Below are 11,965 nucleotides of genomic sequence, written 5' to 3'. Positions count from 1 at the left end.
CTACTGTTTGAAACTGTTACTACTCGTCCTTAGCTTTCATTCTATGTATAACCTATTACATGAAAAAGGCCGATTACTCCGCTTTTCATTATGAAACAGATTGTAAAACCTGTCAATTTCTCTTATATCATGTTAAACCATGAAAAAATTGGAAACACCTGGCTATTTTAATAGTTTTTTTCTTTCTTCTTCGTTATCTAAATCAAATTCAGCTTCTTTAAAAGCACCGATGGTAGCATAATGAATGTATTCACTCACCTTTACTTCCATTATTTCTTCCACAATTTCAAATAGCCTGACATTTTCTTTTGGTTTTTTCCACTTTTTCTTTGTCAGATATCCCCAGAGCTCCTGTTCAGACACCTTTTTATATCCCAGAAGCCGAAATTCATCCAGTTTGCTTTCCAATGCAGGCTTTACCGTAGTGCGAAAATAATCATATTCATGGCCGATTTTCATTTTCAGCCGCCTCCCCGCCATTAATAACATGGAAATTATGATAGCTTGTCATGCTTTGTCCTCTATCTTGCATATAGATAATTGTATATGATATTACCCATTTTGAGAAGGCAGGGAGTTGAATGTCCAAATTTCTTAAAGGTACCATGATCCTGCTCGCTGCAGGCCTGGTGACCAGGGTCCTTGGCTTTATTAACAGAATTGTCATCGCCCGATATATTGGAGAAGAAGGTGTTGGCCTTTATATGATGGCCTTTCCCACCATGATTCTTGTCGTCACCATCACACAGATTGGACTGCCGGTTGCTATTTCTAAAAATGTGGCCGAGGCAGAGGCAAGAGGAGATACAGCAAAAATTAAAAAAATATTAATTGTGTCCTTGGCAACTACCATCTCGCTTTCTATTGTTTTCACTCCCGCTTTAATTTTGCTCGCTCCATTATTATCAGAGACACTCTTTACTGATAACCGGACCCATTTGCCTTTGATGGCAATCGCTCCAATTGTGCCGATCATCGCCATTTCCTCTGTCATTCGGGGTTATTTCCAGGGCAGGCAAAACATGAAGCCTGCTGCCTATTCCCAGATGATTGAGCAGATAGTCCGAATCAGTCTGATCGCTTTAATGACTAAGGCATTTCTGCCCTATGGAATTGAATATGCTGCTGCGGGCGCCATGCTGGCAGCAGTCATCGGGGAGCTTGCATCACTGCTTTATTTAATGACCACATTTAAGCTTAAAAAGAAATTCAGAGTCAGGAAGCAATTTTTTAAATATGTGTCTTCCGGGAAAAGTACATTTAATGAATTGATGACCGTTGCCCTTCCAACGACAGGAAGCAGAATGATCGGTTCTGTCGCGTGGTTTTTTGAACCGATTGTGGTAGCGCAGAGTCTGGCACTTGCAGGTGTGGCGGCAGCGGCGGCTACAAAGCAGTACGGGGCTCTTACGGGCTTTGCCATGCCTCTTCTGATGCTGCCATCGTTTATTACTTATTCTCTGTCAACTTCTCTTGTTCCGGCTATAAGCGAGGCAAATTCCCAAAATAATATGCGTCTGATCGAATACCGGCTTCAGCAGGCACTTCGATTTGCATTTATTACCGGGGGCCTTGCAGTGGTGGTTCTCTACGTCCTTTCCGATCAATTAATGGAAGTGATGTATGGCTCCTCAAGCGGATCACATTTTATTAAACTGATGGCGCCCTTTTTCTTGTTTTATTATTATCAGGGACCTCTTCAGGCAACTTTACAGGCATTGAATCTTGCGCGTGCTGCCATGATCAACAGCTTGATTGGAGCTGTTGTAAAGACGGCGGTTATCTTTCTCCTTGCCAGCCAGCCGGCATTTGGGATTAATGGAGTTGCGATGGGGATATTGACAGGCACAGTCCTGGTGACAATGCTTCACTTTGCAACCGTTCTGAAAGCTATTTCTTTTACTTTTTTCGTAAGGGATTATCTAAAAACGTTTATAGCAATGATTGTATCAGGAGGCTTAGGGTTCTGGATGCTAAGAGACATCCTTGCCTCTGATATGAATACAGCCTTAAGGGTTATTCTGATATCCGCAGTTATCACAATTGTCTATATCATCCTTTTATTAATCTTAAAGCTGATTAGAAAGAATGACTTAATTCGTATTCCGGGGATCGGCAAAATAATATCCAGGCTTGCCTTTAAATAATGCTTCACAGGTCAGCTGAGCTGGCCTTGTTTTTATTTTCTTTCATCAAGCAGGTCCACATAAAATTGGCCATTTTCATAACTGCAGAATGAAATCTTGGATATCTCTTTATACCCCTCTTTTCGAAGTTCCTGACGCAGCCAAAAGTCACTTTTATTTATCGTTTCCAGATTAGTTTTCTGAATCGTGCCATCTATAATTAAAGGGATCGTTATCCCTCCCTCTTTACTGTCTTTTCTTTCAAACACTGACAGCGTACCGGAGGATTCAAGGATAGCAAATTCCACATCGGAGATTTTGGCAATATCTTTTTCTCTTAACTGCAGAAGCAGGTCATCAAAGTTGTAGCGCTGCTTCCTCATGGCATTTTCATCTATTTTTCCTTTATTAATAATGATGGTCGGCTTTCCATCAACTATGTCCCTGAATGTTTTGCTCTTCAGAGAGAATATGGCCAACACAATTTGTACAACCATCAAAAGGAGCATAGGAAGCACATTTTTTAAAATATTTGAATCCGGAGTTTCAATCGCGACAACTGCAAGTTCAGCAATCATGATATAGACGACCAGGTCCAGGATGCTGAGTTCACCAATTTCCCTTTTGCCCATTAGTCTAAAAATGAGAAGAATGACTGCATACAGAAATAAGGTTCTTACAACGATGATTAGATATTCTTCCACTTCAACAGCACTCCTTTTGATGCAATCCTTTCTATTCTTCCGCATATTTGAACTTTTATGAGTATAGGAGGTTTTTTCTTTGAACAATTTCGATTCTATTTTTTCATTGTCTGAATATGCTTGTACTAAGGAAAAGGCTGGTTGCCTCAAGGGTCGAAAGCCGTTCCTGTTCACTTATTAAGAAGGGAGAGGGTCCATATAGAAGAATCAAAGAACTTTGGAAGCGCTGTACTTTATGGTATTATTGCGATTTTTGCCATTGCCGTTGCCGGCAGTCTTATTTTTTCACTGCTCCTGAGATTTACATCACTGCAGGAGTCATCCTTACAGTATATTATTACTGCTGTTTCATTCATTTCTCTTTTTGCAGGCGGGTTCATTTCCGGAGGCAAAGGAAAGCAAAAAGGCTGGCTGCTCGGTGGCTTAACCGGCCTTGTTTACTCAATCGTTATTTTTCTTTTTCAATATTTGGGACATGACAGTTTATTTAATATGGAGCAAATGATATACCACACCTGTTTCACACTTACAGCCATGATGGGCGGTATATTGGGTGTAAATCTCAACACCAAAAGAACTGCATAAAAAAGAAGGTCCTGCAGATCAGGACCTTCTTTTTTGATATTAAGATTTTGCTAATGCATCGCCAGTTGCCTGCGTTACTTCGCGGATCGCTGCACGATCGTATGTAAGACGGCTTCCGTCACCACATTTAATAACCACTTTGTCTTCGTCGATAGCATCAACGAATCCATGAAGGCCGCCGATTGTAACAACCTTATCTCCCTTTTTCAAATCACTTTGCATTTGCTGAACTGCCTTTTGGCGTTTCTGCTGCGGACGAATTAACAGGAAATAGAATAAAACAAACATCAGCAATAATGGTCCTAATGTTCCTAAAAGCTCCATAGTTTTCCCCCCTTTCAAAGATCAGCCCGATTCAAGGAAAAAGCTGCCCCTAATTTATATGATTAAAAGTTCTTCGCGTTAGGCTTATTAAATCCATACCGTTCGAAAAACTCTTCTCTAAAGTCTCCCAAACGATCTTCCCTGATAGCCTGTCTTACCTGCTCCATTAATTTTAACAGAAAATAAAGATTATGGTAAGTTGTAAGCCTGATTCCAAAGGTTTCATCACAGCGGATCAAATGCCTGATATAAGCACGGCTGTAGTTTCGGCATGTGTAGCAATCGCAATTTTCATCTATAGGGCCAAAATCTCTTGCAAATTTTGCATTTTTAACAACCAGCCGGCCATTACTTGTCATCAATGTTCCGTTCCTCGCAATCCTGGTAGGAAGAACACAGTCAAACATATCGATTCCTCTAATCGAACCATCAATCAAAGAATCCGGGGATCCCACTCCCATAAGATATCTTGGCTTATCAGACGGCATTAGCGGTGTTGTGAATTCAAGCACACGATTCATAACATCCTTAGGCTCGCCTACCGATAATCCGCCCACAGCATACCCCGGGAAATCAAGAGATGTTAAGTCTCTCGCACTCTGTTTGCGCAGCTCCTCATATTCCCCGCCCTGTATAATACCAAAGAGTCCCTGGTCATTCGGGCGCTTGTGAGCTTTTAAGCAGCGCTCAGCCCATCGGGAAGTCCTTTCAACTGACTTCTTCATATATTCAAAAGAAGCTGGATAAGGCGGGCACTCGTCAAAAGCCATCATAATATCAGATCCAAGTGAATTTTGAATATCCATTGCTTTTTCAGGAGACAAAAACAGTTTGTCACCATTCAAGTGGTTCCTGAAATGCACGCCTTCTTCTTCAATTTTGCGGAATTCACTCAGGCTGAACACCTGAAACCCGCCGGAATCGGTCAGAATGGCCCTGTCCCAATTCATAAATTTATGAAGGCCGCCTGCTTCTTCCACGATTTCCTGACCCGGCCGGAGCCAGAGATGATAAGTATTGCTCAGAATGATGCCCGCTCCCATTTCCACCAATTCTTCCGGGGACATGGTTTTTACTGTAGCGAGTGTTCCAACGGGCATGAACACAGGGGTTTCAAAAGAACCATGCGGCGTATGCACCCGTCCCAGACGGGCACCTGTTTGCTTACATGTTTTAATTAATTCATAACGAATTGCAGTCAAGTTGCAGTTCTCCTTCCATTTAAAAGCACATTATTCCTGCCAGGGAAAGGCAGAATAATATTACAAAATGAGCATAGCATCTCCAAAGCTGAAGAACCGGTAGCGCTCTTCAACTGCCTGATTATAGGCATTCAGAACATTCTCACGGCCTGCCAGTGCACTCACAAGCATAATTAAAGTTGATTTAGGCAGGTGAAAATTCGAAATCATGCCATCAATCGCTTTAAAATCATAGCCAGGGTAAATGAAAATATCAGTCCAGCCGCTTGCTTCCTCAAAACGGCCGTTATGCGCAGAAGCAATGGTTTCTAAAGTCCTCGTGGAAGTAGTCCCCACACTGATGATTCTTCCTCCCTGTTCACGCACTTCATTTAAAAGCCGTGCAGTTCCTTCAGTTACCTGGTAAAATTCAGCATGCATTTCATGCTCATTTAAATCCTCCACACTAACAGGCCTGAAGGTTCCAAGACCGACATGCAGAGTAATAAAAGCAATATGCACACCCATTTCTTTTATTTCTTCAAGAAGCTGTTCAGTAAAATGCAGGCCTGCTGTCGGAGCTGCAGCAGAACCGCGCTCACGGGCAAACACAGTCTGATAACGGTCCCGATCATCAAGCTGCTCTTTAATATAAGGAGGCAAAGGCATTTCTCCCAATTGTTCAAGCACCTCATAGAATATCCCGTCGTACCTGAACTCAAGTACTCTGCCGCCATGATCTGAGGTTCCAGTGCAGACAGCAGTCAATTTGCCGTCTCCGAAAGTTATCACAGTTCCTTCTTTTACTCTTTTGGCTGGTTTAACCAGTGTTTCCCAGGAGTCCCCTTCAAGCTGTTTGAGAAGAAGCACCTCTATTTTCGCACCAGTGCCCGTCTTTTCTCCAAACAGCCTCGCAGGAAGCACCTTTGTGTCATTTAATACAAGACAATCTCCCGCTTGAAGGTAATTCTTAATATTTTTAAAAACACTATGCTGAATATCCCCGGTTTTCTTATCAAGGACCATCAGCCTGCTGCTTGTCCGATCAGCCAAAGGCGTCTGTGCAATTAATTCTTCAGGCAAATGAAAATCAAACCAATCTACTTTCATGATGTCACCCTTCTGTTATTCATATAGACTACCGGAACCTGCCAATAAAATAAAAGATGGCAGATAGAATAATGCTCAGCAAAATCGACGTAACGACTGGAAAATAAAAAGTCGTATTGCCTTTCCTGATCACTATATCTCCAGGCAGCTTGCCAATATTAATAAACTGGCTTATAAATCCTATGGCAAAAATGATCGCACCAATGACCATCAGCCACTTTGATATGCCGCTCAATCAGCAGGCACCTCCATTTGAAAATGGCGGTACACCAGGTCTGTTACAATTCTTCCTCTTGGTGTCCGCTGAAGAAACCCAATCTGCAATAAATAGGGTTCATAAACATCTTCAATCGTATGCGCTTCTTCCCCAATGGTCGCTGCAATGGTTTCAAGACCTACAGGTCCGCCGCGGAATTTTTCGATTATCCCTCTTAATAATTTATGGTCAATATGATCAAGGCCTAAACGGTCAACCTGCAAAAGCTCAAGAGCCTCCTTGGCCAGTGTTTCATCAATTTGGCCATCTGCTTTGACCTGGGCGAAATCCCTGACTCTCCGGAGGAGCCTGTTTGCAATTCTGGGCGTGCCTCTTGACCTTCTCGCCACTTCAATGGCTGCTTTTTGATCTATGCCTGTATCCAGCACCTCAGCTGTACGGACAACAATATTCGTCAGCTGCTCTTCTGTATAGTATTCAAGCCTGCTTAGCACGCCAAACCGGTCTCTTAACGGAGCCGATAGCGACCCTGCCCTCGTTGTCGCGCCAACCAGTGTAAAAGGCGGCAAATCCAGCCTTACTGATCTGGCACTTGGCCCTTTGCCGATAACAATATCCAGACAGAAGTCTTCCATTGCCGGATAAAGAACTTCTTCTATAGACCGCGGCAAGCGATGAATTTCATCAATAAACAGGACGTCCCCCGGTTCCAATGCAGTCAGGATCGCAGCCAAATCACCTGGTCTTTCAATTGCAGGGCCTGCAGTAGTTCTGATATTTACACCCATTTCATTGGCAATAATAGCAGCCAGAGTGGTCTTACCCAAACCCGGCGGCCCATATAGAAGGACATGATCCAAGGTCTCCTCGCGAATTCTTGCAGCTTTAATAAAGATCTCGAGGTTCTCCTTTACTTTATCCTGACCAATATACTGCTTTAATGTCTGCGGGCGCAGACTCTGTTCAAATGAAAGATCCTGAAGATCAGCTTCACCGGATATTATCCGCTCTTCCATACTTAATCACCTTCTTAATTCAGCATAAAACGAAACGGCCTTTTCCAATAAATTATAGTTTTAAAAGCTTTTGCAGAGCCTTCTTTATGTATTGGTCCGTTGTAAGCTTTTCCTTTTTCAATTCCGGTGTAATCTTTTTCAGTTCCTTATCCGAATATCCCAGTGCTTTTAATGCAAGCAAGGCTTCTTCCAAATCTCCCGCAGGCCCGCTTTCAGCCTGAAGTTTTTCCGCTGAAAACAGATTAGGGAAAAAGTCAGGTACAATGTCCGGAAGCTTCCCTTTCAGATCAAGAATCATTTGTCTGGCTGTTTTCTTTCCGACTCCAGGAAACTTAACGAGAAATGCTTCATCTTCATTTTCAATCGCCTGCACCACCTGTTCAGGTTCACCAGAAGCAAGAATTGCAAGAGCTCCCTTCGGCCCAATGCCGGTAACATTGAGAAGTCTGGTAAACAGCGTCTTCTCCTCACGAGTCTGAAAGCCGTACAATGCCATGATATCTTCCCGTACATAATGATATGTAAATATCCTGACTTCCTGGCCGTACTCCGGTGTATAGCTAAATGGATTAGGCGTTAATATCTGGTATCCAATTCCATTGTTTTCAACAACTACATATTCAGGTCCGATAAAATCGAGCCTGCCTCTTACAAATTCAAACAATGCCTTTCTCTCCTCTGATTCAACTGTACCTCATTGTACCATAAACTATTTTGGCACGAAGAATAAAATGCTGAACAGGCTGGGGATAGATATATTGCCTGTTGACAAAAATCCTTAATATACACAAGATACTTTGTTTCACCTAATGCATTAAACTCATTCTATAAATTAACATCGACTTTTATCAATTGCTTCCCGCCTCTTTCAATACCGAGATAACGCAAAGTTTCAGCGGAAGAATGGTGATTATAGATGGACATAATAATTGAAATGGCAATCCCTTTTCTATATGCATGATAGCCAAATGTTTTTCGAAGTGTATGTGTGCCGATCTTTCCAGGAATTCCAGCTTCCTTTGCAGCATTATTAATGATCCGGTAGGCTTGCTGGCGGGTGATGGGCTGATTATTCTTTTTCGATTTAAAGAGATAATCACATTCAGAGAAATCATGCTGAGTAAAATACTTTTTCAGTTCTTTTTTCACGCTGTTATTTAAGTAAAATGCTTTATTTTCATCGTTATTTATATTGGTTAAATAAATAAACTCTTTTATCTCGGTCCCATCCCAAACATCACTGATTTTCAGAGATAGCAAATCACTGACCCTTATGCCCGTATTAATCCCTAATACAAAAAGCAAAAGATCACGCTGTGACTGCTGCCTTAATATCTCTTTAATTTTATTTATGCTTTTGATGTCCTTAATAGGATCAACATATTCCACAAGATTCCCTCCTGCAACTAATGTTACATAAGTATAAGCTATCAAAAAATAAGTAACATTACAATGATCGGATGACGTTTATACGAAATAAAAAGGCGCTTTATTTACCCTTGATTCCTTGAGGGGGAAGGGGCTGAGCCAGACAATTTTCAACGTTTAAAAGAAGATTATCTTACCGTTTTAAAAACAGAAACATGCAAGAGAAGTATGTTCCCTTGCATGTTTCACCGCTTTTTCAATTCGCCTGCTTTTCACCGGCAGTATAGCTTTTAAAGGTTTCCAGAACTTCCACATATCGATCTTTTGAAACAATAGGTATGCCTTTTTTTAATTCTTCACATTTTGTGCTTTCTAATTTTCCTAAATCAATTTGAAAGAATGACTGAATAATATTCGTTTTTTGCGGCTTTCCATTGAAAATGGTCAGGGTTCCATCCTCTGTTACACCGAAGTACCCATTTGCTTTTAATAATGGTGATATATCATCCACTTTTCTTCGGAATACTATATAATCTATATCCATATCAACAAGCTGCCATTGATCATATTTAGCCCAGAAATCTTCAAGGGTCCATATGGTTTCCTCTATCGTTTCCTGACTCACTTCCCCATCCAGATACTCCCTTTCCAAAATGACCTCCATCTTAAGCGGACCTTCAATTTGTTCTTCTGCTGCCTTAGCATATAAAGAAGTACCGTTAGATAAAAAAATGAATGCGTCCATCTGGAAGAAGAGATAAAAGGAAGCAGCTCCTACTGCCAGCAAGCCCCATACGGTTCTCATGATCGATCACCTCGATTAAATAGTAACTTCTTCACTATCTGCCTGAGCCTGTTTTTCCCAGATCTTTATGATTAGTGTGGCCAAAATTTTCATGTTTATCCTGAAATAATTTTATATGTAAAAAGGGGCAAAGCTCAGCTGCCTTTGCCCCTAATGCTAATTCGTTATTTTTCCCTGCGAAATAAGTTTTTTAAATCCCAATCAATTTGCTCTCTTGGGCCCCCATCACGAAGATTATTATCAATGTTTCTTAAACGGCTGAATGTTCCTTCGTCTGTTACAACCTTTGCAGATCTTCCTCGCAGATATGGCTCGACAGCTTCATGAATCGCTTCTTTCGTTTCTTCTTCCTTATCGTAATCAGTCAGATCTACAGCAATCAAAACATTGCTTCCATAGGTAACTGACCTGACGTCTTCAACATTTGGAACAGATGCTGCAACGTCGCCGATTTTTTCAGCAAGCTCACCTTCATAAGCCTGATAATAGGAATTTTTAGCTTGGCGCGTATTATCATCCAGATGCCCGTGATAATTTGCATCGCTATGGCTAAAACGATTATCTTTCATGAAAAAGCTGCGATCTCTGTCTGCAATAGGAATAGTAGGGTTTCCGGTATTTTCGTTCCGGACTCTCCGGCCATTATTGTCCACCTGGTTATAGCGGGTACTTTTCACCTCGCCTCCAAGCGTATGATCCATCATTTCTGTCAGAGGCCCATCATTATCTGTTCCATCTTCCACCCGGGCATTGCCGCCGCGGTTTCCATGATTCTCATTCGAGTAATATCCCATGGGCTGACCAATTTCATTGTTCCGTTCAACACCTGCATCTTCGTTCGTTCCGCATCCTGTCAATCCCATTGATAAGATGGCAGCCATCGGCACTGCAAGCAGTTTCTTGTGCAAGCGAAAAACCCCCCTCGCTAATATTACAAGCCCTGAGCATTTCTGCTCTTATTTAGCTTGTGAGCGGAGAGAGGCTTTCATTCTGTCCATTTACGTCCATTTTTTTAATGAGCATTATTTGTTTTTGTCATTGGCAGCATATTTAAGAGCTTTAATAAAACGCTGTCTTTCAGCAAACTGCCCTACAGTTAAGTCCAGAACAGGGCGAATTTTCACAGAATCAAGATACGATCTATCCCTAATTACACGATTCCATTCCCTGAATATATCAGTTGGAAATGCCAAAGCATGAAGAAAGCCCTTTTCTTCAAGATTGGATTTTAAGATTGGATATTTTCTCAAATCTTCAAAGGACCAATTCATATAAGGAAGGATGCGATTTGCATACTGCAGATAATCGGAATGAGGAGCCCCTATTGCTACCAGGTCAAAATCGAGCAAATATAATGATCGATCTTTTGCTCTGAGAAAATTATGATGTGCTACATCACCGTGCAGAATGACCTGCTTCCCCGACTGAAAAAGCCAGGCTTCGTCTTCCAAGCCTTTTAAGGACCAATCTGCCCAGGCTAATAGCTCATTAATAATTTCTTTTTGGACAAAATATCTTACTACAGGGAGATTATTAAGGAAAAGGGTTGCTCTTTCTCTCCACTTGTCAGCCTGCCTGTATGCCGGCACAACCGTTTGATAGCGGCTGACCAGCTTCTCTGTAGTAACATGGAATTTCTTCAGCAGCTCCAGCCCTTCTAAACGATCTTTCTTCAGGTAATAAGTAAAAACTTCTTTCGAAGGCGGTAAATACTCCATACAGCCATAATAAGTCCTATCAAAAAACAAAGGCGGTTCTTTGGCAACTTCGTAAAAAATATATGTTTTTGAAAATCCTTCTTTCATTAATGAAGAGGTGAATGCTTCCTGAAGCTTTAAACGGTGATAGGATGAAAACCCTTTTAGTATAAAGGACCTTTCCTGCGTCCTAAGCAAATAAACCTTCTTTCGAATTGGCTTTAATTCTACAATTTTAAATGGCAGCTGATCCTGCAAATAGGAGAGGAGACGATTTTGAACTAAATCGTCTCCTCCATTATTAACCGTCGTATTCACTGCTTTCGTCTATGTTTCTTGGCATTCCGAAAGCCGCTCCGCCCATTGGGCCAAAACCCTGACCGAAACCTGGTCCCGGACCATAGCCGAATCCCGGACCATATCCCTGCCCTGGACCAAATCCTGGTCCTGGTCCGTAGCCTCCAGGAGCAAATTGAGGTCCTCCACACCCGCAATCATCGGAAGCTCCCATCACCGAGCCAGGCATCAATGGCTTTTGAGACATGCCTGGGGATTCTTCCATTCCCTGCACCTGTGGCATCTGATGCGGCATTTGCATTCCCATATCTTCTGCTCCCATCACACCCGGTGGCATCTGGTGCGGCATTTGCGGCATCATTCCCCCTTGTACCTGCGGCATCTGGTGCGGCATCTGCGGCATCATTGCCCCCTGTACCTGCGGCATTTGGTGCGGCATCTGCGGCATCATCGCCCCTTGTACCTGCGGCATCTGGTGCGGCATCTGCGGCATCATTGCTCCCTGTACCTGCGGCATCTGGTGCGGCATCTGCGG

General features: G+C 42.3%; 14 protein-coding genes and 1 pseudogene. 2 read left to right on the top strand and 13 right to left on the bottom strand.

Going from position 1 to position 11,965, the window contains the following annotated elements; all coding sequences use genetic code 11:
* Positions 1–162: 162 nt before the first annotated feature.
* Positions 163–459 (bottom strand): post-transcriptional regulator, encoded by a 297-nt coding sequence (locus ACTHRG_RS13640; protein WP_440231351.1) that lies wholly within the window; start codon positions 457–459, stop codon positions 163–165.
* Positions 460–581: 122 nt separating this feature from the next.
* Between ACTHRG_RS13640 and spoVB the strand changes: the two genes are divergently transcribed.
* The gene (gene spoVB, locus ACTHRG_RS13635) at positions 582–2,147 is read left to right on the top strand and encodes a stage V sporulation protein B (protein WP_440231349.1); all 1,566 of its coding nucleotides are present in this window, start codon (positions 582–584) and stop codon (positions 2,145–2,147) included.
* A gap of 32 nt (positions 2,148–2,179) precedes the next feature.
* Here the strand turns inward: spoVB and ACTHRG_RS13630 are convergent, their stop codons facing one another.
* Positions 2,180–2,830 carry a DUF421 domain-containing protein gene (locus tag ACTHRG_RS13630; RefSeq protein ID WP_076257383.1) on the bottom strand — a complete coding sequence of 217 codons (651 nt, stop codon included), beginning with the start codon at positions 2,828–2,830 and terminating at the stop codon, positions 2,180–2,182.
* A gap of 198 nt (positions 2,831–3,028) precedes the next feature.
* On the opposite strand from ACTHRG_RS13630, the gene ACTHRG_RS13625 reads away from it, so the two are divergent.
* Positions 3,029–3,415, top strand: coding sequence for a TIGR04086 family membrane protein (locus ACTHRG_RS13625; RefSeq protein WP_076257463.1), 387 nt, complete (start codon positions 3,029–3,031; stop codon positions 3,413–3,415).
* Positions 3,416–3,454: 39 nt separating this feature from the next.
* Here the strand turns inward: ACTHRG_RS13625 and yajC are convergent, their stop codons facing one another.
* From yajC to ACTHRG_RS13570, 11 genes and pseudogenes are all read right to left on the bottom strand, one after another.
* A complete protein-coding gene (gene yajC, locus ACTHRG_RS13620) occupies positions 3,455–3,739 on the bottom strand; it encodes a preprotein translocase subunit YajC (protein ID WP_009333093.1) in 285 nt (94 codons plus the stop codon).
* Between the two features lie 62 nt (positions 3,740–3,801).
* Entirely contained in the window at positions 3,802–4,941 is a 1,140-nt protein-coding gene (gene tgt, locus ACTHRG_RS13615; protein ID WP_048011594.1) for a tRNA guanosine(34) transglycosylase Tgt, read from the bottom strand.
* A gap of 60 nt (positions 4,942–5,001) precedes the next feature.
* Entirely contained in the window at positions 5,002–6,030 is a 1,029-nt protein-coding gene (gene queA / locus ACTHRG_RS13610) for a tRNA preQ1(34) S-adenosylmethionine ribosyltransferase-isomerase QueA (RefSeq protein WP_440231347.1), read from the bottom strand.
* 28 nt (positions 6,031–6,058) lie between these two features.
* Positions 6,059–6,265, bottom strand: a complete 207-nt coding sequence (locus ACTHRG_RS13605) for a DUF2905 domain-containing protein (RefSeq protein WP_048011596.1) — start codon at positions 6,263–6,265, stop codon at positions 6,059–6,061.
* Positions 6,262–7,263, bottom strand: a complete 1,002-nt coding sequence (gene ruvB, locus ACTHRG_RS13600; RefSeq protein WP_335689675.1) for a Holliday junction branch migration DNA helicase RuvB — start codon at positions 7,261–7,263, stop codon at positions 6,262–6,264. Before ruvB ends, ACTHRG_RS13605 begins: the two co-directional genes overlap by 4 nt.
* A 52-nt stretch (positions 7,264–7,315) precedes the next feature.
* A complete protein-coding gene (gene ruvA / locus ACTHRG_RS13595; protein ID WP_076257380.1) occupies positions 7,316–7,927 on the bottom strand; it encodes a Holliday junction branch migration protein RuvA in 612 nt (203 codons plus the stop codon).
* Positions 7,928–8,088: 161 nt separating this feature from the next.
* Positions 8,089–8,652, bottom strand: a complete 564-nt coding sequence (locus ACTHRG_RS13590) for a tyrosine-type recombinase/integrase (protein WP_076257379.1) — start codon at positions 8,650–8,652, stop codon at positions 8,089–8,091.
* Positions 8,653–8,887: 235 nt separating this feature from the next.
* Positions 8,888–9,436 carry an intercompartmental signaling factor BofC gene (locus ACTHRG_RS13585; RefSeq protein ID WP_076257378.1) on the bottom strand — a complete coding sequence of 183 codons (549 nt, stop codon included), beginning with the start codon at positions 9,434–9,436 and terminating at the stop codon, positions 8,888–8,890.
* Between the two features lie 164 nt (positions 9,437–9,600).
* Complete coding sequence (locus ACTHRG_RS13580; protein ID WP_440231345.1) at positions 9,601–10,344, bottom strand: YhcN/YlaJ family sporulation lipoprotein; 744 nt, start codon at positions 10,342–10,344, stop codon at positions 9,601–9,603.
* Positions 10,345–10,458: 114 nt separating this feature from the next.
* The gene (locus ACTHRG_RS13575) at positions 10,459–11,451 is read right to left on the bottom strand and encodes a phosphotransferase (RefSeq protein WP_440231343.1); all 993 of its coding nucleotides are present in this window, start codon (positions 11,449–11,451) and stop codon (positions 10,459–10,461) included.
* Positions 11,435–11,965 (bottom strand): annotated as a pseudogene (locus ACTHRG_RS13570) (hypothetical protein); the annotation flags it as partial. The pseudogene ACTHRG_RS13570 and the gene ACTHRG_RS13575, both read right to left, overlap by 17 nt.

The organism is Cytobacillus sp. SAFR-174 (assembly GCF_051964675.1).
Taxonomy (GTDB): Bacteria; Bacillota; Bacilli; order Bacillales; family Cytobacillaceae; genus Cytobacillus.
Note: the sequence above shows the minus strand (reverse complement) of the source record. Positions and strands in the feature narration are given on the sequence as shown.

Excerpts from the sequence above, each read along its gene's own strand:
- yajC (WP_009333093.1), bottom strand. The coding sequence starts at position 3,739 with ATGGAGCTTTTAGGAACATTAGGACCATTATTGCTGATGTTTGTTTTA.
- ACTHRG_RS13640 (WP_440231351.1), bottom strand. The coding sequence starts at position 459 with ATGAAAATCGGCCATGAATATGATTATTTTCGCACTACGGTAAAGCCT.
- spoVB (WP_440231349.1), top strand. The coding sequence starts at position 582 with ATGTCCAAATTTCTTAAAGGTACCATGATCCTGCTCGCTGCAGGCCTG.
- ACTHRG_RS13585 (WP_076257378.1), bottom strand. The coding sequence starts at position 9,436 with ATGAGAACCGTATGGGGCTTGCTGGCAGTAGGAGCTGCTTCCTTTTAT.
- queA (WP_440231347.1), bottom strand. The coding sequence starts at position 6,030 with ATGAAAGTAGATTGGTTTGATTTTCATTTGCCTGAAGAATTAATTGCA.
- ruvB (WP_335689675.1), bottom strand. The coding sequence starts at position 7,263 with ATGGAAGAGCGGATAATATCCGGTGAAGCTGATCTTCAGGATCTTTCA.